Here is a 23,021-nt window from a genome sequence, read left to right as displayed (position 1 = left end):
TCGGGCCGCGCGATGTGCGGCTCGTTGTGGTCAACCCTTGTGGTCAACTCTTTCTTGACCAACGCGATTTTGCGTGACTGGTCACGGTGCGGGGGCGTAGGGGCATATGCGTACGCCCCCTGGAGTGCGGTCGGTCATAGACTGGTGCGCTGCCGCAGAATCCCGTTCGAGAGGCCCCCGCCCACCCATGAGGCTTGTTTTTGCTGGTACTCCCGAGGTCGCCGTTCCCGCCCTGGACGCCCTGATCGGATCCGGACGGCACGAGGTGGTCGCCGTCGTCACGCGGCCCGACGCGCCCGCCGGGCGGGGACGCAGGCTGGTCGCCAGTCCCGTGGCCCAGCGGGCCGAGGAGGCCGGGATCGAGGTGCTGAAGCCCGCCAGGCCCAGGGACGAGGAGTTCCTCGCGCGGCTCCGGGAGATCGGGCCCGACTGCTGTCCCGTCGTCGCGTACGGGGCCCTGCTGCCCCGCGTCGCCCTCGACATCCCGGCGCACGGCTGGGTCAACCTGCACTTCTCGCTGCTGCCCGCCTGGCGTGGTGCCGCGCCCGTGCAGCACTCGATCATGGCCGGCGACGAGATCACCGGCGCCTCCACCTTCCTCATCGAGGAGGGCCTCGACTCCGGCCCCGTCTACGGCACGGTGACCGAGACGATCCGGCCCACCGACACCAGCGGCGACCTGCTGACGCGGCTCGCCTTCGCCGGCTCCGGGCTGCTGGCCGCGACCATGGACGGCATCGAGGACGGCACCCTGAAGGCCGTACCGCAGCCCGCCGACGGCATCACCCTCGCGCCGAAGATCAGCGTCGAGGACGCCCACGTCGACTGGTCCGTGCCCGCCCTGCGGGCCGACCGCGTCGTGCGCGGCTGCACCCCCGCACCCGGTGCCTGGACCGTGTTCCGGGGCGAGCGGCTCAAGCTCATCCATGTCACGCCCGTGCCCGAGCGCACCGATCTCGCTCCCGGAGTGCTCTCCGTCGGCAAGAACAACGTGTACGTGGGCACCGGGTCGTACGCCGTCGAGCTGCTGTGGGTGCAGGCGCAGGGGAAGAAGCCGATGCGCGCCGCCGACTGGGCGCGCGGGGTGCGGATCGCCGACGGCGAGGTGCTCGGGGCCTGAGTCCTCTCCCGGTCCGTGTCCGCGGCGGCACCGGGAGATTCGGGCCGGCCGGACACGACGTACGCTGGAAACCACACCCCTTTTCCCATATCCGGAGCACCTTTTTCGTGAGCGAGCAGCCTCGTCGGCCCCACAAGTCCGGCAAGCCCTACCGTCGGCCCCAGAAGGACCCCGTCCGCATCCTCGCCTTCGAGGCGCTGCGAGCGGTGGACGAGCGGGACGCGTACGCCAATCTGGTGCTGCCGCCGCTTCTTCGTGCGGCCCGCGCGAAGGGGGACTTCGACGGGCGGGACGCGGCTCTCGCCACCGAGCTGGTGTACGGGACGCTGCGGCGGCAAGGGACCTACGACGCCGTCATCGGGGCGTGTGTCGACCGGCCGCTGCGCGAGGTCGATCCGCCGGTGCTCGATGTGCTGAGTCTTGGCGTGCACCAGCTGCTCGGGACACGCATCCCGACGCACGCCGCCGTGTCTGCCTCCGTCGAACTGGCCCGGGTCGTACTCGGCGACGGACGGGCCAAGTTCGTGAACGCCGTGCTGCGCAAGGTCGCCCAGCATGATCTGGACGCCTGGATCGAGCGGGTCGCGCCGCCGTACGACGACGATCCCGAGGACCATCTCGCCGTCGTGCACTCGCATCCCCGGTGGGTCGTCTCCGCGCTGTGGGATTCGCTGGGAGGGGGCCGCGCCGGGATCGAGGAGCTGCTCGCCGCCGACAACGAGCGGCCCGAGGTCACCCTGGTCGCCCGGCCCGGGCGGGGCACCACCGAGGAGTTGCTCGGCGAGGAGGCCGCGGTACCGGGGCGCTGGTCACCGTACGCCGTGCGGCTCGCCGAAGGCGGGGAACCCGGGGCCATCGAGGCCGTGCGGGACGGGCGCGCGGGCGTGCAGGACGAGGGCAGTCAGCTCGTCGCAATCGCCCTGGCCAATGCGCCGGTCGACGGGCCCGACAAGGCCTGGCTCGACGGGTGTGCCGGGCCCGGCGGCAAGGCGGCGCTGCTCGCCGCTCTCGCCGCGCAGCGGGGTGCGCTGCTGGTCGCCTCCGAGAAGCAGCCGCACCGGGCCGGGCTGGTCGCGAAGGCGCTGGCCGGCAATCCCGGCCCCTACCAGGTGGTCGTCGGGGACGGGACCCGGCCGCCGTGGCGGGCCGGCAGTTTCGACCGGGTGCTGATGGACGTGCCGTGCACCGGGCTCGGGGCGCTGCGCAGGCGTCCCGAGGCGCGCTGGCGGCGACGCCCGGAGGATCTGGAGGGTTTCGCGCCGCTCCAGCGAGCGCTGCTGACCACCGCCCTGGAGTCGGTCCGGGTCGGCGGAATCGTCGGCTACGCCACCTGCTCACCGCACCTCGCCGAGACCCGGGCGGTTGTCGACGACGTGCTCAAGCAGCGTCCGCAGACCGAACTCGTCGACGCCCGGCCGCTGTTCGAGGGCGTGACCGACCTCGGTGACGGTCCCGACGTACAGCTGTGGCCGCATCTGCACGGGACAGACGCCATGTACCTGGCACTCATCCGCCGGACCGGTTGACCTCCGGGGCGGGGGACGGATCCGGGGCCGTGGTCCCGACGTCCTCCCGGGCGAGGCGGTGGGGCCACCACACCTTCGGGCCGACGTCCAGGAACAGGGACGGAACCAGCACCGACCGGACCACGAACGTGTCCAGAAGCACGCCCAGGGCCACCGCGAAGCCGATCTCCGCGAACGCCACCATGGGCAGCGTGCCCAGGGCCGCGAACGTGCCGGCCAGGACCAGGCCCGCCGAGGTGATGACCGCGCCCGTCGTCGCCAGGCCCGTCACCACGCCCTTGCGGGTGCCCTGGCGGGCCGCCTCCTCGCGGATCCGGGTGGTCAGGAAGATGTTGTAGTCGATGCCCAGCGCCACCAGGAACACGAAGACGAAGAGCGGGAAGTCCGTCGACTCGCCCGCGTAGTCGAACAGGTGGCGGAAGGCGAGGGCGCTGATACCCAGTGCCGCCGCGAACGACAGCACCACCGTGCCGATCAGCAGCAGCGGGGCGACGAGGGCGCGCAGCAGGGCGCAGAGGATCAGCAGGACCATCGCCAGGACGAGCGGGATGATCAGCAGGTTGTCGTGCGTCGTTGCCCTGTCCATGTCCAGCAGGGCCGCCGTACCGCCGCCCACCCGGGCGTCCGCGTCCGGCACCGCGTGCACGGCGTCCCGTACCCGCTCCACGGTCTGTTTCGCGGCCTCGCTGTCCGCGCGGGCGGTCATCGTGGCCTCGAACAGCACCTTGCCCTCGAAGGAGGGCTTCGTGCCCGGTGGCAGGCCGAGGGACGTGGGCACCACACCACGCGTCTCTGCGACCGCCCGGCCGACCTGCCGGGCCTGTGCCTGGTTGCTGATGACGACGAGCGGATCGCCGCTGCCCGCCGCGAAGTAGCGTGCGGACACCTCCTGGCCGACGATCGAGTCCGGCTTGTCGGTGAACGCGTCCGCGTTGCTCAGGCCCGCGGCGCGCAGCTGCATCAGGCCGAACGAGCACGCGATCAGGGCCGCCGCCGTGATGCCCCAGATCATGCGGGGGCGGACGGCGATGCCCCGGCCCATCCGCGCCCACACACCACGTTCCGTCGGGTCGGGCGAGTCCTTGTGCGGGATCACCGGCCAGAAGATCCACCGTCCGCAGATCACCAGCAGGGCGGGGAAGAGCGTCGTCATGGCCAGCAGGGCCACCGCCACACCGATCGCCGCCACCGGGCCCAGACCGCTGGTCGAGTTCATCTCGGCGGCCAGCAGCACCAGCATGCCGAGCACGACCGTCGCGCCGGACGCGATGACGGCGGGGCCCGCGCGGTGCAGAGCGAGCGCCATCGCCTCGTGGCGGTCCTCGTGGCGGCGCAGCTCCTCCCGGTAGCGGGCGACCAGGAGCAGGGCGTAGTCCGTCCCCGCGCCGAACACCAGCACGGTGAGAATGCCCGCGCTCTGGCCGTTCACCGTCAGGCCCGCGTGCCGGGCCAGGAAGTAGATCAGCGCCTGCGCGGTGAACAGGGCCGCGACCACACCCAGCAGGGGGACAAGAATCAGGGTGGGGCTGCGATAGGTGAGCAGCAGCATCACGATGACGACGCCCATCGCCGAGACGAGCAGCGTGGAGTCGATGCCCTCGAAGGCCTTGGAGAAGTCCGCCGACGTGCCGCCCGGGCCGGTGATGTGCACGGCCATCCCGGCCGCGCCGGGTTCGGCGGCGGCCCGGATGGAGTCGACGGCGGGCGCGATCCGCTCCCAGCCCTTCTCGTCCATCGTGATGGGTACGAGAATCTGCGCGGCCCGCGGATCGGCGGCGCGGTCGAACACCGGGCCCCGGGTCTCCGCGCCCCGGATGCCGTGATCACGCAGTTTCTCGATGTCGGCCCTGGCCTCGGTGATCCGGGCCCGGTCCGCTGCCGTGAGGCCGCTCCCGCGCGCGTAGACGACGATCGCGGGGATCTGCTCGGGCCTGAAGTCCTCGGAGAGATGCAGGACCTGGGTGGATTCGGCGGACCCCGGCAGCCAGGAGGCGGCGTCGTTGTCCTGCGCATCGGTGAGCTTCTGCGCGAAGGGCCCCACCAGCACGAGCAGCACCAGCCACAGGCCCAGCACCAGCCACTTGGCCCGCCGCCCACAGACGAGGTACGCGATCCCACGGTGACCGTTCATACCCACCTCGTCTGCTCCCACCCAGGGGCGCGGGGCTGTGACATTCGCGGCTCCGCCGCGTGGGCGCGACAAGCCCCGACCCACCCGCAGCCTTCGCACAACCCTTGCCCGAGCGGACCCGCACGCACAACCCCCGGAGGGCATGGCAGTCTGGGGGCATGGCCGCGCAGATCAACCCCAGTATCCTGTCCGCCGACTTCGCCCGACTCGCCGAGGAGGCGAAGGCGGTAGAAGGGGCCGACTGGCTTCACGTCGATGTGATGGACAACCATTTCGTACCGAACCTCACGCTCGGTGTGCCGGTCGTAGAGTCCCTCGCCCGGGCGACGGACACCCCGCTGGACTGCCACCTGATGATCGAGGACCCCGATCGATGGGCGCCGCAGTACGTGGAAGCGGGGGCGGGTTCCGTCACCTTCCACGTCGAGGCCGCCGCCGCTCCGGTGCGGCTCGCCCGCGAGATCCGGGCGAAGGGCGCTCGGGCCTCCATGGCCCTCAAGCCCGCGACCCCGATCGAGCCCTACGAGGACCTGCTGCCCGAACTCGACATGTTGCTGATCATGACGGTCGAGCCGGGTTTCGGCGGCCAGGCGTTTCTCGACATCATGCTCCCCAAGATTCGCCGCACCCGCGAGTTGATCAGCAAGCACGGCCTTGAGCTGTGGCTGCAGGTCGACGGGGGCGTCTCCGCCTCCACCATCGAGCGCTGCGCCGAGGCCGGCGCCGATGTCTTCGTCGCCGGATCGGCGGTCTACGGCGCCGCGGACCCGGCCGAGGCGGTACGTGCACTGCGCACCCAGGCGGCGACGGCGACCGCCGGTGCGTCCTGGGCGTGCGGCCACTGAGCCAAGGGAACGTGAACGACGTACTTCTGGGCAGATCATGCACTCGGGATCTGACAGGATGAACGACGAATCCAGAATGTGAACAGCAGCGATGTGAAAAGCAGTGAGGAGATCGTCGTGTCGGGTATGTCGGCGGGCCGGTCAGCCATGCGGATGGGACCCGCTGAGCTGGTGCAGGCGGCGGCCATGGCCCGCCGTTTCTACCTTGAGGGCAAGTCCAAGATCCAGATCGCCGAGGAGTTCGGCGTGAGCCGCTTCAAGGTGGCCCGGGTTCTGGAGACCGCTCTCGAACGGGATCTGGTGCGGATCGAGATCCGTGTCCCGGCCGAACTGGACGCCGAGCGCTCGGACGCGCTGCGCGCCCGGTACGGCCTCAGGCACGCGGTCGTGGTCGAGTCCCCGGCCGATGCGGAGGAGTCGCCCGATCCCGAGAACCTCGGTGAGGTGGCCGCCGATCTGCTCGGCGAACTGGTGAACGAAGGTGATGTGCTGGGCCTCGCCTGGGGCCGGTCGACCATCCACATGGCGGCGGCCCTCGACCGGCTGCCGCCCTGCACGGTGGTCCAGTTGACGGGGGTGTACGACGCCGGAACCGCCGAGCGCGGCTCCGTCGAGGCGGTGCGCCGCGCGGCCCAGGTGTCCGGCGGCGACGCCCACCCCATCTACGCCCCGATGCTGCTGCCGGACGCGGCGACCGCCGCCGCGCTGCGCAGCCAGACCGGGATCGCGCGGGCCTTCGAGTACTTCGACAAGGTCACGGTCGCCTGCGTCTCCATCGGCTCCTGGGAGGCCGGTATCTCGACGGTGCACGACATGCTCAGCGACGAGGAACGCAGCCACTACGCGTCCCTGGGTGTCGCCGCCGAGATGTCCGCGCACCTCTTCGACGCCGAGGGGCGCAGGGTCGGCCGTGACCTCGGCGAGCGGTGCATCACCGTCAAGACGGACCAGCTGCGCCGGGTTCCCGAGGTCGTCGCGATCGCGGGCGGACAGCGCAAGGCCGCGGCGATCGACGCGGTGCTGCGGTCCGGGCTGGTCACCAGCCTGGTCACGGACACCTCGGCGGCGGACTACCTGATGACGGCGGGCCCGACGCCGAAGCCGGCGCTCAACAGGGCGGACCCGGACGGGATCTGACGACCTGCCGGTGCCCGGGTTCCCTTCGGGGGCCCGGGCATCGTTGTCTTCACGCTCTGTTCGCGGGGGTTCGTGGGGACGCGCTCGGGGACTGGCTCGGGGACTTCGCGGTCCTCAGTCGTGCTCCTCGCCCTCCGCGTCGACGTGCGGCAGTATCCGGTCGAGCCAGGCGGGCGTCCACCAGGCGTGCGAGCCGAGCAGCGTCATGACCGCCGGCACCAGCAGCAGCCGTACGACAGTCGCGTCGATGAGCACACTCACGGCCAGGCCCAGGCCGAGCATCTTCACCACCACGTTGTCGCTCACGACGAACGCGGCGAAGACACTCACCATGATCAGGGCCGCGCAGGTGATCACCCGGGCGGTGATCTCCAGGGCGTGGGCCACGGACGCCCGTGCGTCGCCGGTGCGCAGCCAGGCCTCGTGGACACGGGAGAGCAGGAAGATCTCGTAGTCCATGCTGAGCCCGAAGATGATCGCGAACATCATCATCGGTACGTAGCTTTCGATGGGAACCTTGCCGTGCACACCCAGTGCGGGCCCGCCCCAGCCCCACTGGAAGACAGCCACGACGACGCCGTACGAGGCCGCGATCGACAGGACGTTGAGGACGGCCGCCTTCAGCGCCACCAGCAGGCCCCGGAAGACGGCCAGGATGATCAGGAAGGCGAGGGCGACGACCACGCCGATGATCAGCGGGAGGCGGCTCGCGACGATGTCACGGAAGTCGACCTGGGCGGCCGTCGTGCCGGTCACATAGCCGTGCGCCGCCGTTCCGGAGACGGCCTCGGGCAGGGTGTCGTCGACCAGGCGGTTCGTCAGGTCCGTGGTCGTCTCGCTCTGCGGCGACGCCTTGGAGTAGACCGTGCCGATCAGGACGTCCCCGTCCTTGGTCGCCTTGAGCGGGGTGGCGGTGGCCGCGCCCGGTACGTCCGTCAGCGCCTTGGACGCCTTCGAGGCGAGCGCGGAGCGCTGGTCGGAGGGCACCTTCGTCTGGTCGATGACGACGGTCAGGGGGCCGTTGGAGCCGGGCCCGAACGACTCGGCCATGATGTCGTACGCCCGCCGGTCCGTGAACGACGTCGGATCGGCGCCGTCCCCGATGTGGCCGAGCTGGATGGACGCCACCGGGATCGCCAGCACCAGCACCGTGAGGACCCCGCCGGCCAGGAACCACCAGGGGCGCCGCTCGACCCGCTGCGCGTAGCGGTGCCAGGTGCCCTGTCCCTCGGCGGCGTCGTCCCCGGCCTCGGCGATCGGGCGGCGTACCCGGTAGCGGTCGATACGGTGGCCGATGAGCCCCAGCAGGGCCGGCACCAGCGTGAGGGCGCCCACGACCGCGGAGACCACCGTCACGGCGGCGGCCACGCCGAGTTTGCCGATGAAGCCGACCCCGGAGACGGACAGCCCGGCGAGCGCGACGATCACCGTGCAGCCGGAGACCAGGACGGCGCGTCCGCTGGTGGCGGTGGCCCGGCCCGCCGCCCGGACCGGATCGGCGCCGTCCATGAGGTTCTGCCGGTGCCGGGTGATCAGGAACAGCGCGTAGTCGATGCCCACGCCGAGGCCGATCATCGTGGCCAGGGTGGGGGAGACGGTGGCGAAGGTGAACGCCGCCGCCAGGAGTCCAAGGCAGGCCAGTCCGCCGATCACGCTGATCAGCGCGGTCAGCAGGGGGATGCCGGCGGCGAGCACGCTGCCGAAGCCGACCAGCAGGACGACGATCGCCACCGCGAACCCGATCAGCTCACTGACCCGGTCGTCGGCGGCGGGCCGGGCCAGCTCGCCCAGCGGTCCGCCGTACTCGACCCGCACTCCGGCCGCCCGCAGCGGCTTCACAGAGCTGTCCACGCCGTCGAGATAGCCGTCGCCGAGGGTGGACGGCTGGACGTCGAAGCGGACGGTGATGTAGGCGGTCTTCGCGTCGCTGGAGAGCGGGCCGACGGTCTGCTTGCCGACGGGCTGTGAGCCGGGCGGGGGCAGCGGGTTCTGGACGGACAGGACGTGCGGGAGTTTCTGCAGGTCGGCGACCGTCTGGGACATCTGCGTGGAGGCGTCGGTCAGCGGCTTCGACGAGTCCCGCAGCACGATCTGGCTGCCGTAGCCGCCGGCCGCCGGGTCGTGCTTCCTCAGTACGTCGAGTCCCTGCTGCGACTGGACTCCGGGCAGCGAGAAGTTGTCGGAGTACTCGCCGCCGAAGGAACGGTTGAGCACCTGGAGCGCGGCGAGCGCGATCAGCCAGCCCACGATGACGATCACGAAGTGCCGGGCACACCACTCGCCCAGTCGGCGCAGTCTCCCGCGCGGGTCCTTGTGTTCCCCCGGTGCTGGTACTGGCTTTGCTGTCGACGATGACATGCGTTGCTCCCGCCGGAGACTGCCGGTCATCTTCATTGAACGACCCGCTGATCAACGTGTCCTGTTGGGAGGCTGTCGCCCGGGTCCTCGTTGTCATGGGGCGGCCGGTGGGATCTACTACAGCGATGATCACTTCGCCCCTTCGCGACTCCTCCCGGCGGTACTGAGATGACCGACCACCCGCTCGCCCCGGTGTTCGCGGGCAGTGCGCCCGCCGGTGTCCTGTCCTGGCCCGCAGCCCTGCCGGCCCAGCGCGCGCTCGAAGGCGCCCGCGCGGCCGGCTGGGAGGTGGCCGACCTCGATCTCACCGGCGTCTCGGACAAGACCGGGCTGATGACGGCCTGCGCCACGGTCATGCGGTTCCCGGACCGGTTCGGCGCGAACTGGGATGCCCTGGCGGACTGCCTGGGCGACCTGGAATGGTGGCCCGCGAGCCGTGGCCGGCTCCTGCTCGTCCGGAACTGGCAGGCGTACGCGGCGGCTCGGCCGGAGGAGTGGAACACCCTCCAGGAGATCTTCGCCGACGCCGCCGCGAGCTGGCGGGAGACGGAGACGGGGCTGGCGGTGGTGATGGTGCTCGCCTGAGCCCGCGCCGCCGTCGGGCGCGGTGGTGGTCCGTCGGAGGATGACACGAGCCGCTCCGCGATCCGTCTGGACGATTCGACCAGGCGGTTTCAGGTCACGGGCATGGGACAATGAGGTACGTGCTCTTCCCCCTGGCTGTCCTGTCCGGGGGCCACCTCTGATCGACCGGGATGTGCAGCACGTGCGTTTCCTCAATGACATCCAGCCTCCGTACGACCTGACGTACGACGACGTCTTCATGGTCCCGAGCCGTTCCGCCGTGGGTTCCCGGCAGGCCGTCGACCTCAGCTCCCCGGACGGCACGGGTACGACGATCCCGCTGGTCGTCGCCAACATGACCGCCATCGCGGGCCGTCGGATGGCCGAGACGGTCGCGCGGCGCGGCGGGCTGGTCGTCATCCCGCAGGACATCCCGATCGAGGTCGTCACCGACGTCGTCTCCTGGGTCAAGAGCCGTCACCTCGTGCTCGACACGCCGATCGTGCTCGCCCCCCACCAGACCGTCGCCGACGCGCTCGCCCTGCTGCCCAAGCGGGCGCACAACGCGGGAGTGGTCGTCGACGCCGAGCAGCGGCCGGTCGGCGTGGTCACCGACGCCGACCTGTCCGGTGTGGACCGCTTCACCCAGCTCTCCGAGGTCATGTCGAAGGACCTGCTGCTCCTCGACGCCGGTATCGACCCGGGCGAGGCCTTCAACCGCCTCGACGGCGCCAACCGCCGGTACGCGCCCGCCGTCGACTCCGACGGCAAGCTGGCCGGCATCCTCACCCGCAAGGGCGCCCTGCGTGCCACCCTCTACACGCCGGCCACGGATGTGAACGGGAAGCTGCGGATCGCCGCCGCCGTCGGCATCAACGGCGATGTGGCCGGAAAGGCGCAGCAACTGCTCGACGCGGGCGTCGACACGCTCGTCATCGACACCGCGCACGGTCACCAGGAGTCGATGCTCAGTGCCGTCAAGCTGGTCCGCGACCTCGACCCGCACGTCCCGATCGTCGCTGGCAACATCGTGGCCGCCGAGGGCGTCAAGGACCTGATCGAGGCGGGCGCCGACATCATCAAGGTCGGCGTCGGACCGGGCGCCATGTGCACCACCCGCATGATGACGGGCGTGGGCCGGCCGCAGTTCTCGGCGGTCCTGGAGTGTGCGGCCGAGGCGAAGAAGTACGGCAAGCACGTGTGGGCGGACGGCGGGGTACGCCACCCCCGCGACGTCGCGATGGCGCTGGCCGCCGGTGCGTCCAACGTGATGGTCGGCTCCTGGTTCGCGGGGACCTACGAGTCCCCGGGCGACCTCCAGCAGGACGCCGCCGGGCACCTCTACAAGGAGTCGTTCGGCATGGCGTCGGCGCGTGCGGTGCGCAACCGTACGTCGGAGGAGTCGGCGTACGACCGGGCCCGCAAGGCGCTGTTCGAGGAGGGCATCTCGACGTCCCGGATGTTCCTCGACCCGGCCCGTCCGGGCGTCGAGGACCTGATCGACTCGATCATCGCCGGTGTCCGGTCCTCCTGCACCTATGCCGGTGCCAATTCCCTTGAGGAGTTCGCCCAGAAGGCGATCGTGGGCGTCCAGAGCGCGGCCGGCTACGCGGAGGGCAAGCCGCTCCACGCCAGCTGGAGCTGACGGAGCCGTGCTGAACGATCTCGACGAACGGATCGTGCGCGCCCTCGCCGAGGACGCGCGCCGCTCCTTTGCGGACATCGGGCAGCTGGTCGGGCTGTCCGCGCCGGCGGTGAAGCGGCGCGTGGACCGGTTGCGGGACAGTGGGGCGATCACCGGATTCACCGTGCGGGTGGATCCGGCGGCGCTCGGGTGGGAGACGGAGGGGTTCGTCGAGATCTACTGCCGGCGGAACACCTCGCCGGAGACGATTCGGCGGGGGCTGGAGCGGTACCAGGAGGTGGTGGCCGCGTCTACCGTCACCGGGGAGGCGGATGCGGTGGTGCAGGTGTTCGCCTCTGACATGCGGCACTTCGAGCGGGTACTGGAGCGGATTGCCGGGGAGCCGTTTGTCGAGCGGACGAAGTCCGTGCTGGTGCTGTCGCCGTTGTTGCGGAGGTTTTCTGCGGGGTCGCCTACGTAGGGGGCCTGCTGGTTTGTTGGCGGGTGCGGGTTCGCTGTGGCTTGTTGCGCAGTTCCCCGCGCCCCTTACCGGCACTGCCCCTCAGCCCGTTCGCAAGCTGGCCTTACTCCGCCGGCTTCCTCGCTAGGGCGTTGTTGGCGATGGAGTTGTGGACGCTGAAGCTCACCGCGTCGCCCCGGTAGCGGTCGTCGGACCATTCGACCGGGCGGCCCTCCCTTGTCGTCGTCACGCGGCGGACGCGTAGGAGGGGGCTCGTGCGGCGGATGTCCAGGAGTTCGGCGTCCTGGGCCCCGGCCGCCACCGCGTCGATGACGTGTTCGCCGTATGCGAAGACCAGACCCGTGTCCTCGAAGAGGCGTTGGGTGACCGAGGGGCAGTCCGGTTCGATGGGCTCCACGGACGGGGCGATCCAGTCGGCGTAGACCGTGCGCTCCAGGAGGACCGGTTCGCCATCCAGGCCGCGTACGCGCAGGACGTGCAACACCTTTGTCTTCTCAGGGAGTTGGAGGCGGATCGCGTCCTCCGTCGTCGCCCGGCGGTACTCCTGGTGCACCACCTGGCCCGTCGCCTCCCGGCCCATCGCGCGCGCCCACTGGGCGAAGCTCCGCAGTTCCTCGAAGGTCTGGCTGCGGCGGCTGGCCAGGACCACCCGCCGGGCGCCCTGGCGGGAGCCGATGAGGCCCTCGGCAGTCAGGGCCGCCACCGCCTGGCGGATCGTGCCTCGGGCCACGCCGTAGTGCGCGGCGAGCTCTGTCTCCGGAGGCAGACGGCTGCCGACCGTGTACTGCTCGCGGTCGATCGCCCGGCGCAGCTCGTCGGCGATCTCCTCGTGTCGCGCCGTCATGCTTCCCCTCCGAGTTTGTGGCTGTGCACAGTGTGACCAGCCTAATCGACATCAACGACCCGTCCACGGGCGCCGAGACTGTGCAGGAAAACGGTGGCCAGGGTTTCGCCAGTGTTCACGAGGGCGATACCACCGGAAGGCGTACTGAAGCCAACTTGTTCAGACAAGTTCTTCGCACTACCTCAACCCTCGTGCGCACCCCTGGAGAGACCGTGACCGTGACCCTGCCGAGAACAGCCGTCCGTGGCGGCGCCCTCGCCGTCGTCGCCGCGCTCGCCCTGAGCGCCTGCGGCGCGGCCCCCGACGACACGTCGACCACCGCCAACGGAAAGAGCGCGGCAACCGCGACCTCGGCCGCCGACTTCGGTGGTATGGCCAAACTGGTCACCGCCGCCAAGAAAGAGGGCACGCTGCACGCCATCGCGCTGCCCCGTGACTGGGCCAACTACGGCGCGCTGATCGACGGTTTCCAGAAGAAGTACGGCATCAAGATCGAGGTCGAGAACCCCGACGGGGCAAGTCAGGACGAGATCAACGCCGTCACCTCCCGCAAGGGACAGGACCGGGCACCCGACGTTCTCGACCTCGGCAGCTCGTTCGCGCTGAGCGCCGCCCAGCAGGGGCTCCTCGCGCCCTACAAGGTCGCCTCCTTCGCCGACATCCCCGAGGGCCAGAAGGACCCGGAGGGACGCTGGTTCAACGACTACGGCGGCTACATCTCCATCGGCTGTGACGCCAAGCGCGTGAAGACCTGCCCCACCACCTTCGCCGATCTGCTGAAGCCCCAGTACAAGGGCCAGGTCGCCCTCAACGGCAACCCCACCAAGTCCGGCTCGGCCTTCGCCGGCGTCTGGGCGGCCTCGCTGGCCGGCGGCGGCTCCTTCGACGACATCCAGCCCGGCCTCGACTTCTTCGCCAAGCTGAAGAAGAACGGCAACTACACGCCCGTCGAGTCGACCCCGGCCACCGTCGAGAAGGGCGAGACGCCCATCAGCATCGACTGGGACTACCTCAACGCCGGCTACGCCGACGAGTTCAAGTCCAAGGGCGTCGACTGGACGGTGTCCGTGCCCAGCGACGGCGAGTTCTCCCAGTTCTACTCCCAGGCCGTCAACAAGGACGCCCCGCACCCGGCCGCCGCCCGGCTGTGGCAGGAGTACCTGTACAGCGCCGAGGGGCAGAACCTCTGGCTCAAGGGGTACGCCCGGCCGGCCCTGATGACCGCCATGGAGAAGGCCGGCACGCTCGACAAGGCCGCCGCCGCCAAGCTGCCCAAGGTCTCCGGCGCGCCGTCCTTCCCGACCGAGGCCCAGCAGAGCAAGGCCAAGACCGTGCTGGCCCCGGGCTGGGGCAAGGCCGTCTCCGGATGACCGCCACCCTCACGCGGGTCGACGTGGCGCCCGCCGCTTCCCTGAAGCGGCGGCGCCGCGCCCCCGGCTGGCTCGCCGTACTGCCGCTGCTCGCCTTCGTGGCGATCGCCTTCGGGATACCCGCCCTGGCCATGCTGAACGGCGCCTTCACCGCCAAGAACCAGGCCACAGGCGCCACTTCGTACACCACCGCCAATCTGACCGACTCCCTCCAGGGCGCGTACCTCACGGCCCTGCTCGGGAGCGTCAAGCTGTCCGCCGTGTCGGCGCTCATCGCGACCGTTTTCGGACTGCTGCTCGCCCAGGCCGTGGTGACCTCCCGCTTCCGGGCCCTGCGCGAGGCGGTGCTCACCGCCTCCGGGGTCCTCGCCAATTTCGGCGGGGTGCCGCTGGCCTTCGCCTTCGTCGCCACCCTCGGCAACTCCGGTGTACTGACACGGCACTTGGGACTGACGGACAAGGGCTGGAGTCTCTACAGCTTCTGGGGACTGGTGATCGTCTACCTCTACTTCCTGATTCCGCTGATGGTCCTCACGATCACGCCCGCACTCGACGGACTCCGCTCCCAGTGGCGCGAGGCCGCACGCAACAACGGGGCCACCAACGTCCAGTACTGGCAGCACGTCGGTCTGCCCGTGCTGCTGCCCTCGCTGCTCGGCGGGTTCGTCCTCCTCTTCGGCAGCGCCTTCGCCGCGTACGCCACCGCCGCCGCCATGGTGGGCAGCTCGATCCCGCTGGTCACCCTCCAGATCGCCGACGCCATCTCCGGCAACGTGCTGGTCGGCCAGGAGAACGTGGCGCTCGCCCTCAGCCTCGACATGGTCCTGATCGCGGGCCTCGTCATGGCCGTGTACCTGCCCCTGCAACGGAGGAGCGCGCGATGGCTCGCCTGAACCTGTGGCGCGGGGTGGTTCTCACCGGCGCCGCGGTCTACTTCCTCGTCCCGCTCGCCGCCTCCGTGATCTTCACGGTCGACGTACCGGGCGAGGGCGTCACCTTCGATGCGTACAGCCAGATCGTCGGCGCCGACGGCTTCCTCCCCGGCCTGACGCTGTCCCTCGAACTCGCCGCCGCCACCATCGCCGTGGTCCTGCTGCTGATGGTGCCCGCGATGGTCGCCCTGCGGCTCGGCGCACCCCGGCTGCGGCCGGTCGTCGAGGTGATCTGCTCGCTGCCCCTGGTGGTCCCGCCGATCGCGTTCGTCGCCGGGATCTCGACCGTCCTCAAGTGGGGGCCCGAACACCTCTCCCGTACGCCCCTGTTCCAGACCTTCGTCGCCATCCAGGACCCCGACTTCCCCGTCGTCCTCGTCCTCGCCTACGTCGTGATGGCGCTGCCCTTCGTCCACCGGGCACTGGACGCCGGGCTGCGCGCGATCGACATCCGCACGTTGGTGGAAGCCGCCCGCAGTTGTGGTGCGAGCCCGGTGCAGGCGCTGGTGACTGCCGTGCTGCCCAACCTGCGCGGGGCACTGCTCAACGCCTCCTTCCTCACTCTGGCCCTGGTGCTGGGCGAGTTCACGGTGGCCCAGTTGCTCGGCTTCCAGCCGTTCGCCGTGTGGATCTACAGCGTCGGCGGCTCGCAGGCCCAGCTGTCCGTCGCCGTCTCCGTGCTCAGCCTGTTCGTCACCTGGGCCCTCCTCCTCGCGCTCGCCGGGCTCGGCGGGCGTTCCCGAACCGCCGCCGCCAAGGGATGAACCACATGACGCTCGACAAGGCCGCCACCGTCGAATTCCGTGGCCTGCGCAGGGAGTTCGGTCCGACCGTCGCCCTCGACGGACTCGACCTCGCCGTACGTCCGGGCGAGCTGCTCGCGCTGCTCGGCCCCTCCGGCTGCGGCAAGACCACCGCGCTGCGCATGCTCGCCGGGTTCGAACACCCCGACTCCGGCGAGGTGTTGGTCGACGGGGAGGATGTCACCCAGGTCCCGGCCCACCGCCGGGACGCCGGGATGGTCTTCCAGTCGTACAGCCTCTTCCCGCACCTCAGCGCCCTCGACAACGTGGCCTTCGGGCTGCGGATGCGCAAGGTGAGTAGGACCGAACGGCGGTTCCGCGCGAACGAGTTGCTCTATCTGGTCGGGCTCGGCGACAAGGGCGAGCGGTTTCCGCACCAGCTCTCCGGCGGCCAGCAGCAGCGCGTCGCGCTGGCCCGTGCCCTGGCCCTGCGCCCACGGGTACTGCTCCTGGACGAGCCGCTGTCGGCGCTCGACGCCAAGGTACGGCTGAACCTGCGCGAGGAGATCAGACGGCTGCAACAGGAACTCGGCATCACCACCCTGTTCGTGACGCACGATCAGGAAGAGGCCCTGTCCATGGCCGACCGGGTCGCCGTGATGCACTCCGGGCGCCTCGAACAGTGCGCGGCCCCCGCCGAGTTGTACGGCCGGCCCGCCACCGCCTTCGTCGCCGAGTTCGTCGGCACCATGAGCCGGATTCCGGGGCGGCTGGCCGCCGGTACGGTCGAGGTGCTCGGGCAGCGGCTCCCGGTCGACGGTGAGGCGCCGGCCACCGCCGAGGTCGACGTACTGGTCCGGCCCGAGGCGGTCCGGGTCGGCGCCGACGCGGCGGGTGACGCGCGGGTGGTGGCCACGGCCTTCCTCGGCGCGGTCACCCGGATCACCGTAGGGCTCGGGGACGGCACCGAGGTCAAGGCCGACGTCCCCGCGCACGAGGCCGCCACGCTGGGCGCGGGAGCCGCCGTACGCGTGTCGCTGCCGGAGCGGCCGGTGCTGGTGGCCGAGCGCGCCAACCGCCCGTAGTGAACAAGGATTTGCGAGAGAGAGAAAAGTGACCCCCCACATCCCCCGTACCTCCGACACCTCCGGTCTGCCACAACTCCAGCTCCAGGCAGCCCTGTTCGACATGGACGGCACGCTTGTCGACACCGAGCGGCTGTGGTGGGAGGCGGTGGAACAGGTCGCCGGGAGACCACTGACCGAGGCGGACCAGCCCGATGTGCTCGGTCGGCCGGTCGAGCACACAGCCGACTGGCTGGCCGCCGCCACAGGGGCGGAGCCCGGCCGCCTCGCCGCCGAACTGCACCGCGAGTTCGCGGCCCGGGTCCGCACCGGCATCGTGCCCCGCCCCGGCGCCCTCGACCTGCTCGACGCGCTCGCCGAGGCCGGCGTACCCACCGCCCTGGTGACCGCCTCCCCCCGGGCCGTCGCCGACACCGTCCTCAAAGCGCTCGGCGCCTCCCGTTTCGCGGTCTCGGTCACCGCCGACGACACCGAACACACCAAGCCCGCCCCCGATCCGTATCTCGCCGCCTGCCACGCCCTGGGCGTCGACCCGGCCGCCTGCGTGGCCGTCGAGGACACCGAGACCGGCGTCGCCTCGGCCGAGGCGGCGGGCTGCGCGGTGCTCGCCGTTCCCTCACTCGCGCCGATCGAGGCGGCGCCCGGCCGGACGGTGCTGACCAGCCTGGCCGGGGTCACCGTGGCGCAGCTCGACGCCATGGTCACCCGTGAACTCCGGGTGATGAGCTGGAACCTCTGGCTCGGCGGCACGCAGGTCGCCGACCACCGCGAGAAGCAGCTCAAGGTGATCGCCGAGTCGGGCGCCGACGTCGTAGGTCTCCAGGAGACGTACGGCAACTCCGCCCAGGAACTGGCCGAGGCGCTCGGCTGGCACCACCACAGGGCGGGCACGAACCTCGGCGTGATCAGCCGGTACCCGATCACCGCCCGCCTCGGTGACCCGGACGTCGGCTTCTACGGGGCGACCGGGGTACGGATCCGGCTGGACGAAGGGCTGGAGGTCGACGTCTGGAGCGCCCACCTCGACTGCGCGCCGTACGGCCCCTACGACGCTCGCTTCGACGGGCTCCCGGCGGCCGAGCTGGTCGCCCGTGAGAGCGGGCGGCTGGAGCAGATACGGGAGATCCTGCGCCGGATCACCGAGTCCGTCGCCGACGACTCCGCACCCGTCGTGCTCGTCGGTGACTTCAACACACCCTCGCATCTGGACTGGCCGGGGGTGCGGTGGCCGGTGACGAAGGCGGCGGAGGAGGCGGGGCTGCGGGACTCGTACCGGGAGGTCCACCCGGACCCCGTCCGGGATCCCGGTCACACCTGGTCGCCGATTCACGTCGAGCACGAGGACGGGAGCGGGCGGCCCGAGCCGCAGGACCGGATCGACTTCGTACTGCACAACGGACGGGGTTTGCGGGTGCTGGAATCCCGGGCGGTGGTGAGCGGGGCGGTGCGGGTGTGGCCCGAGGTGGCCGACAACGTCTGGCCCTCGGACCATGCGGCGGTCCTGACGACGTTCGGGCTCCGGTAGAGACTTTTCCTCGCCCCCGCCGCCCCTACCCGTCCCATCCCTGGGGGCTGCCGCCCCCAGACCCCCCTGTCGGCCCTGCAGGGGCCTCGTCCTCAAACGCCGGACGGGCTGGGTATTCAGCCCTCCGGCGTTTGAGGAGCGGGGTCTGGGGCGGAGCCCCAGAAGGATGGGACGGGTAGGGGCGGCGGGGGCGAAACAACGAATCGTCGCCTTGCCCCCGCTTCACGCAACGATTCGCCTGTCAGCGCGCAATGGCTGCTCCTTGTACCGCCGAGCCCACCCCCCGTACCGTCTAGCTGGCCCCCGACCCCCTTAAGCCCCTGCAAGGACCCCGCATGCGCACCGCCCTCCTCCAGAGCTCCGGCCGCCCCGGCTCCCTCGCCGGAAACCTCAAGGCGCTCGACGAGGCCGCGGGCCGGGCGGCCGGGGCGGGTGCGGGGCTGCTGGCCGCGCCGGAGATGTTCATCACCGGGTACGCGATCGGCGACGCCATCGCCCACCTCGCCGAGCCGGCCGACGGCGACTCCGCCGACGCGGTCGCCGAGATCGCCACCCGGCACGGCCTCGCCATCGCCTACGGCTACCCCGAGCGAGCCGGCGACCAGGTCTTCAACTCCGCGCAGCTCATCTCCGCCACCGGCGACCGTCTCGCCAACTACCGCAAGACCCACCTCTTCGGCCGCTTCGAACGCGACCACTTCACACCGGGCGAGCAGCCCGTCGTACAGGCCGAACTGGGCGGTCTCCGGATCGGCCTGATGATCTGTTACGACGTCGAGTTCCCGGAGAACGTCCGCGCCCACGCCCTCGCCGGCACCGACCTCCTCCTGGTTCCGACGGCGCAGATGCACCCCTTCCAGTTCGTCGCCGAGTCCGTCGTACCGGTGCGGGCCTTCGAGAACCAGCTGTACGTCGCCTACGTCAACCGGGTAGGCCAGGAAGGGGAGTTCGAGTTCGTCGGGCTCTCCACGCTCGCCGGTCCCGACGGAGTCGCCCGCACCCGGGCCGGCCGCGGTGAGGAACTCCTCCTCGCCGACGTCGACCCCGTTCTCCTCGCCGCCTCCCGCGAGGCGAACCCGTACCTCCAGGACCGGCGTCCCGGCCTGTACGGCTCCCTCGGCTGAGCCTCGCTCCTGCCTCAACTCCCTTTCCGCTCACCTGTTCCGCCCGCAAGGAGTCCGTACCCCATGACGTCCACGGTGCCCACCGCCGTCCAGCACGCCGACGCGCAGCAGCCGCCGATCACCATGTTCGGGCCGGACTTCCCCTACGCCTACGACGACTTCCTCGCCCACCCGGCCGGTCTCGGGCAGATTCCCGCGACCGAGCACGGCACCGAGGTGGCCGTCATCGGCGGCGGGCTGTCGGGGATCATCGCCGCGTACGAGCTGATGAAGATGGGCCTCAAGCCCGTGGTGTACGAGGCCGATCAGATCGGCGGGCGGCTGAGGACCGTCGGGTTCGACGGCTGCGACCCCTCCCTCACCGCCGAGATGGGCGCGATGCGCTTCCCGCCCTCCTCCACCGCCCTCCAGCACTACATCGACCTGGTGGACCTGGAGACCCGGCCGTTCCCCAACCCCCTCGCGGAGTGCACCCCTTCGACCGTCGTCGACCTCAAGGGCGAGTCGCACTACGCGGAGACGGTCGACGAGCTGCCGCAGGTCTACCGTGATGTCGCCGAGGCCTGGAACACGTGCCTCGAAGAGGGCGCCGACTTCTCCGACATGAACCGGGCCCTGCGGGAGCGTGACGTGCCGCGCATCCGGGAGATCTGGGCCCGGCTCGTCGAGAAGCTCGACAACCAGACCTTCTACGGCTTCCTCTGCGACTCCGAGGCCTTCAAGTCGTTCCGGCACCGAGAGATCTTCGGCCAGGTCGGCTTCGGCACGGGCGGCTGGGACACCGACTTCCCCAACTCGATCCTGGAGATCCTGCGGGTCGTCTACACCGAGGCCGACGACCACCACCGGGGCATCGTGGGCGGCAGCCAGCAACTGCCGCTGCGGCTCTGGGAACGCGAGCCCGGGAAGATCGTCCACTGGCCGTACGGGACCTCCCTCGCGTCCCTGCACATGAACGGCGTACCGCGTCCGGCCGTGACCCGCCTCCACCGCACGGCCGGCAACCGGATCACCGTCACCGACGCGGCCGGCGACATCCGGACGTACCCGGCGGCCGTCTTCACCGCCCAGTCCTGGATGCTCCTTTCGAAGATCGACTGCGACGACTCGCTCTTCCCGATCGACCACTGGACCGCCATCGAGCGCACCCACTACATGGAGTCCAGCAAGCTCTTCGTGCCCGTCGACCGGCCCTTCTGGCTCGACAAGGCCGTCGACGACAGGGGAGTTCCGACCGGCCGGGACGTCATGTCGATGACGCTCACCGACCGTATGACACGCGGCACCTACCTCCTCGACGACGGCCCGGACAAGCCCGCCGTCATATGCCTCTCGTACACCTGGTGCGACGACAGCCTCAAGTGGCTGCCGTTGTCGGCGAACGAGCGGATGGAGGTCATGCTGAAGTCGCTCGGCGAGATCTATCCGAAGGTCGACATCAGGAAGCACGTGATCGGCAGTCCGGTCACCGTGTCCTGGGAGAACGAGCCCTACTTCATGGGCGCGTTCAAGGCCAACCTGCCCGGTCACTACCGTTACCAGCGCCGCCTGTTCACGCACTTCATGCAGGACCGGCTGCCCGCCGACAAACGGGGCGTCTTCCTCGCCGGTGACGACATCTCCTGGACGGCGGGCTGGGCCGAGGGCGCCGTCCAGACCGCGCTCAACGCGGTCTGGGGCGTCATGCACCACTTCGGCGGGACCACCGACCCGACCAACCCGGGCCCCGGCGACGTGTACGACGAGATCGCGCCCGTCGAACTCCCCGAGGACTGAGGACCAGGAAGGCGCGGCGCGGGTCGATCAGATCCCGGCCGACCGCGCCGCCTCGTACAACTCGGCTGCCAGCTCCTTGAGTTCGGCGGCGTCCCGGGCGGCGTCGCCGAAGTCGAAGAAGAACTCGTCGAGGCCGATCTCGGCGTGGGCGGCGAGATCCGTCACGATCTGGTCGATGTTGCCCTGGAACGGTTGGCGGTCGGCGCCGTCGTACGCCTTCGCCGTGTAGGACGGGTTCACCCGCACCGCCGTCTCGATCGGCCTTGTGCGGCCCTTCTCGGCGGCGAAGTCCTTCACCTGCTGCCACTGCGTGGCGAGTTGCTCGACGCCCATGGCGATCGGGTTCCAGCCGTCGCCGCGTTCGACGAGGCGGGTCAGGGACTTCTTGCTGAACGCGGGCAGGAATATCGGGATCGGCCGGGCGGGCTTGGGGCCGACCACGGCCGAGGCGATCTTCGTCAGCGTGCCGTCGTACTGGACCGGGTCCGGGCCCCAGACCGCCCGGCACACGTCGAGGATCTCGTCCAGCACCCGGCCGCGCTCGGCGAACGGGGCCACCCCGGCGGCGGCGTACTCGTCGAGGGACCAGCCGGTGCCGAGCCCCGCCACCACCCGGCCGCCGCTCGCCGCGTCCAAGGTGCCCAGGGTACGGGCCAGTTGGAAGGGACCGTGCAGCGGGGCGACCAGCACGCTGGTGCCCAGCCGGGCGCGCTCGGTGGCCGCGGCGGCCAGTGTCAGGGTCACCAGCGGTTCGGCGAGACCGCGGTACGCGTCGGGCCAGGGGACGCCCTCCATGCCGTAGAGGCCCTGGGTGGCGGGCTCCGGGAACAGGGCGCGTTCGAACACCCACAGGCTCTCGTAGCCGATCTGTTCGGCCGTGCGTGCCACGTCCGGCACGTCCCGTCCGATGTCGTACTGGTGTGACTGCGGAAGACCCAGACCCAGGCGGACGGTCATGACGCGTACTCCTTCGTACGTTCGGGAGAGATGCTCCGGTTCTCGAACGTACAACGTTCACCTAGTTATGGCGGAGGTCCTGCGCGGGAGTGGCCGGATCAGTCCGGCAGCGGGGTGAGAAGCATGCGGCTCGCGAAGCCGACCGCCGCGTCGAGCCGGTCGGTGAACTCCTCGGCCAGCTCGGGCAACCGGCGCAGGGCCCACAGCGCGCGGGCCGCCGACCAGGTCGCGGACCGGGCCCGCTCCATGCTCCACGCGCCGAGCAGATGGGTGAGCGGATCGGCGATCTGGAGCAGGTCGGGACCCGGCATCAGCTCTTCGCGCAGACGCTCCTCCAGCGAGACGAGTAGCTCACCCACGCGTTCGAACTCGTCCTCCAGATCGACCGGTTCGCAGTCGAGCGTACGACAGGCGTCCACGACGGCGAGCGCCAGATCGTGCCCGATGTGCGCGTTGATGCCCGCGAGCGCGAACTGCAGCGGCCGTACGCCGGGATGGTGGCGGAACTGGAGCAACGGGCGCCAGCAGGCGGGCGCGTGGTGGTCCTCGGCCACCCGCAGATACCGCTCGGCGAACCGCACGTCCAGGGTGATCGCGGCCTCGGCGTCGGGGAACGCGCCCGCGTCCAGCCGGCGGTCGAAGGCCTCCGTGACGGCGAGGTAGACACGGTTGAAGACCGCCAGTCCGTCGCGCGGCGGCAACTGTGCATCCAGCGCGCGCATACGGAAGAGGACGTGGTCGACAGAGTCGACAGAAGTGGTGAACTGTTCCAATTGCACCATGAGGGCAGGGTCCCAGTCCTAGGCTGGCGCACGTGCCGCCGGGCCGGACGCTTCCCCAGAACGGGGGAACGCGCCCGCCGCGGCAGAGGAGGGGGAG

The 23,021-nt window shown here is 70.6% G+C and carries 19 protein-coding genes; 14 read left to right on the top strand and 5 right to left on the bottom strand.

Going from position 1 to position 23,021, the window contains the following annotated elements:
• Positions 1–187: 187 nt before the first annotated feature.
• Together fmt and OG241_RS10615 are read left to right on the top strand one after the other, a co-directional pair.
• On the top strand, positions 188–1,120 hold the full coding sequence (fmt, locus tag OG241_RS10620; protein ID WP_405814976.1) for a methionyl-tRNA formyltransferase: 933 nt from the start codon (positions 188–190) through the stop codon (positions 1,118–1,120).
• Positions 1,121–1,227: 107 nt separating this feature from the next.
• Positions 1,228–2,646 (top strand): RsmB/NOP family class I SAM-dependent RNA methyltransferase, encoded by a 1,419-nt coding sequence (locus OG241_RS10615; protein ID WP_405814975.1) that lies wholly within the window; start codon positions 1,228–1,230, stop codon positions 2,644–2,646.
• On the opposite strand, the gene OG241_RS10610 is transcribed toward OG241_RS10615, so the two are convergent.
• Positions 2,627–4,777: an MMPL family transporter gene (locus OG241_RS10610; protein WP_405814974.1), complete on the bottom strand. Its 2,151-nt coding sequence runs from the start codon at positions 4,775–4,777 to the stop codon at positions 2,627–2,629. The two genes, OG241_RS10615 and OG241_RS10610, sit on opposite strands and share 20 nt — an antisense overlap.
• A gap of 158 nt (positions 4,778–4,935) precedes the next feature.
• Between OG241_RS10610 and rpe the strand changes: the two genes are divergently transcribed.
• Both rpe and OG241_RS10600 read left to right on the top strand, forming a co-directional pair.
• Positions 4,936–5,622 carry a ribulose-phosphate 3-epimerase gene (gene rpe / locus OG241_RS10605; RefSeq protein ID WP_405814973.1) on the top strand — a complete coding sequence of 229 codons (687 nt, stop codon included), beginning with the start codon at positions 4,936–4,938 and terminating at the stop codon, positions 5,620–5,622.
• 93 nt (positions 5,623–5,715) lie between these two features.
• Positions 5,716–6,759: a sugar-binding transcriptional regulator gene (locus OG241_RS10600; RefSeq protein ID WP_405814972.1), complete on the top strand. Its 1,044-nt coding sequence runs from the start codon at positions 5,716–5,718 to the stop codon at positions 6,757–6,759.
• Between the two features lie 114 nt (positions 6,760–6,873).
• Here OG241_RS10600 and OG241_RS10595 read toward each other — a convergent pair whose 3' ends face one another.
• The gene (locus tag OG241_RS10595; protein WP_405814971.1) at positions 6,874–9,117 is read right to left on the bottom strand and encodes an MMPL family transporter; all 2,244 of its coding nucleotides are present in this window, start codon (positions 9,115–9,117) and stop codon (positions 6,874–6,876) included.
• A gap of 168 nt (positions 9,118–9,285) precedes the next feature.
• Between OG241_RS10595 and OG241_RS10590 the strand changes: the two genes are divergently transcribed.
• From OG241_RS10590 to OG241_RS10580, 3 genes are all read left to right on the top strand, one after another.
• Positions 9,286–9,702 carry a barstar family protein gene (locus OG241_RS10590; RefSeq protein WP_405814970.1) on the top strand — a complete coding sequence of 139 codons (417 nt, stop codon included), beginning with the start codon at positions 9,286–9,288 and terminating at the stop codon, positions 9,700–9,702.
• Positions 9,703–9,883: 181 nt separating this feature from the next.
• The gene (locus OG241_RS10585) at positions 9,884–11,326 is read left to right on the top strand and encodes a GuaB1 family IMP dehydrogenase-related protein (RefSeq protein WP_405814968.1); all 1,443 of its coding nucleotides are present in this window, start codon (positions 9,884–9,886) and stop codon (positions 11,324–11,326) included.
• A gap of 7 nt (positions 11,327–11,333) precedes the next feature.
• Entirely contained in the window at positions 11,334–11,786 is a 453-nt protein-coding gene (locus OG241_RS10580) for an Lrp/AsnC family transcriptional regulator (RefSeq protein WP_405814967.1), read from the top strand.
• A 103-nt stretch (positions 11,787–11,889) separates the two neighbouring features.
• Here the strand turns inward: OG241_RS10580 and OG241_RS10575 are convergent, their stop codons facing one another.
• Entirely contained in the window at positions 11,890–12,630 is a 741-nt protein-coding gene (locus OG241_RS10575) for a GntR family transcriptional regulator (protein ID WP_405814966.1), read from the bottom strand.
• Positions 12,631–12,842: 212 nt separating this feature from the next.
• On the opposite strand from OG241_RS10575, the gene OG241_RS10570 reads away from it, so the two are divergent.
• The 7 genes from OG241_RS10570 (at position 12,843) to OG241_RS10540 (ending at position 21,185) form a co-directional block, all read left to right on the top strand.
• Positions 12,843–14,000: an ABC transporter substrate-binding protein gene (locus tag OG241_RS10570; RefSeq protein ID WP_405814965.1), complete on the top strand. Its 1,158-nt coding sequence runs from the start codon at positions 12,843–12,845 to the stop codon at positions 13,998–14,000.
• Positions 13,997–14,893 carry an ABC transporter permease gene (locus OG241_RS10565; protein ID WP_405814964.1) on the top strand — a complete coding sequence of 299 codons (897 nt, stop codon included), beginning with the start codon at positions 13,997–13,999 and terminating at the stop codon, positions 14,891–14,893. Before OG241_RS10570 ends, OG241_RS10565 begins: the two co-directional genes overlap by 4 nt.
• Positions 14,881–15,696: an ABC transporter permease gene (locus OG241_RS10560; RefSeq protein ID WP_405814963.1), complete on the top strand. Its 816-nt coding sequence runs from the start codon at positions 14,881–14,883 to the stop codon at positions 15,694–15,696. The genes OG241_RS10565 and OG241_RS10560 overlap by 13 nt, the downstream gene beginning before the upstream one ends.
• Before the next feature lie 5 nt (positions 15,697–15,701).
• Positions 15,702–16,760, top strand: coding sequence for an ABC transporter ATP-binding protein (locus OG241_RS10555; protein ID WP_405814962.1), 1,059 nt, complete (start codon positions 15,702–15,704; stop codon positions 16,758–16,760).
• Positions 16,761–16,827: 67 nt separating this feature from the next.
• The gene (locus tag OG241_RS10550; protein WP_405826137.1) at positions 16,828–18,285 is read left to right on the top strand and encodes an HAD-IA family hydrolase; all 1,458 of its coding nucleotides are present in this window, start codon (positions 16,828–16,830) and stop codon (positions 18,283–18,285) included.
• Positions 18,286–18,620: 335 nt separating this feature from the next.
• A complete protein-coding gene (locus OG241_RS10545) occupies positions 18,621–19,409 on the top strand; it encodes a carbon-nitrogen hydrolase family protein (RefSeq protein WP_405814961.1) in 789 nt (262 codons plus the stop codon).
• 63 nt (positions 19,410–19,472) lie between these two features.
• Entirely contained in the window at positions 19,473–21,185 is a 1,713-nt protein-coding gene (locus OG241_RS10540; protein WP_405814960.1) for a flavin monoamine oxidase family protein, read from the top strand.
• Positions 21,186–21,212: 27 nt separating this feature from the next.
• On the opposite strand, the gene OG241_RS10535 is transcribed toward OG241_RS10540, so the two are convergent.
• Together OG241_RS10535 and OG241_RS10530 are read right to left on the bottom strand one after the other, a co-directional pair.
• Positions 21,213–22,142 (bottom strand): LLM class F420-dependent oxidoreductase, encoded by a 930-nt coding sequence (locus tag OG241_RS10535; RefSeq protein ID WP_405814959.1) that lies wholly within the window; start codon positions 22,140–22,142, stop codon positions 21,213–21,215.
• Positions 22,143–22,240: 98 nt separating this feature from the next.
• Positions 22,241–22,924: a DUF5995 family protein gene (locus OG241_RS10530; RefSeq protein ID WP_405814958.1), complete on the bottom strand. Its 684-nt coding sequence runs from the start codon at positions 22,922–22,924 to the stop codon at positions 22,241–22,243.
• Between the last annotated feature and the right edge of the window lie 97 nt (positions 22,925–23,021).

The sequence above is a fragment of the Streptomyces sp. NBC_01390 genome, assembly GCF_045040105.1.
GTDB lineage: Bacteria > Actinomycetota > Actinomycetes > Streptomycetales > Streptomycetaceae > Streptomyces.
Note: the sequence above shows the minus strand (reverse complement) of the source record. Positions and strands in the feature narration are given on the sequence as shown.

Bases quoted from the DNA above. Each gene is read 5' to 3' on its own strand.
- fmt (WP_405814976.1), top strand. From the start codon at position 188: ATGAGGCTTGTTTTTGCTGGTACTCCCGAGGTCGCCGTTCCCGCCCTG.
- OG241_RS10540 (WP_405814960.1), top strand. From the start codon at position 19,473: ATGACGTCCACGGTGCCCACCGCCGTCCAGCACGCCGACGCGCAGCAG.
- OG241_RS10560 (WP_405814963.1), top strand. From the start codon at position 14,881: ATGGCTCGCCTGAACCTGTGGCGCGGGGTGGTTCTCACCGGCGCCGCG.
- OG241_RS10575 (WP_405814966.1), bottom strand. From the start codon at position 12,630: ATGACGGCGCGACACGAGGAGATCGCCGACGAGCTGCGCCGGGCGATC.
- OG241_RS10545 (WP_405814961.1), top strand. From the start codon at position 18,621: ATGCGCACCGCCCTCCTCCAGAGCTCCGGCCGCCCCGGCTCCCTCGCC.
- OG241_RS10595 (WP_405814971.1), bottom strand. From the start codon at position 9,117: ATGTCATCGTCGACAGCAAAGCCAGTACCAGCACCGGGGGAACACAAG.
- OG241_RS10530 (WP_405814958.1), bottom strand. From the start codon at position 22,924: ATGGTGCAATTGGAACAGTTCACCACTTCTGTCGACTCTGTCGACCAC.
- rpe (WP_405814973.1), top strand. From the start codon at position 4,936: ATGGCCGCGCAGATCAACCCCAGTATCCTGTCCGCCGACTTCGCCCGA.
- OG241_RS10590 (WP_405814970.1), top strand. From the start codon at position 9,286: ATGACCGACCACCCGCTCGCCCCGGTGTTCGCGGGCAGTGCGCCCGCC.
- OG241_RS10555 (WP_405814962.1), top strand. From the start codon at position 15,702: ATGACGCTCGACAAGGCCGCCACCGTCGAATTCCGTGGCCTGCGCAGG.
- OG241_RS10535 (WP_405814959.1), bottom strand. From the start codon at position 22,142: ATGACCGTCCGCCTGGGTCTGGGTCTTCCGCAGTCACACCAGTACGAC.
- OG241_RS10610 (WP_405814974.1), bottom strand. From the start codon at position 4,777: ATGAACGGTCACCGTGGGATCGCGTACCTCGTCTGTGGGCGGCGGGCC.
- OG241_RS10565 (WP_405814964.1), top strand. From the start codon at position 13,997: ATGACCGCCACCCTCACGCGGGTCGACGTGGCGCCCGCCGCTTCCCTG.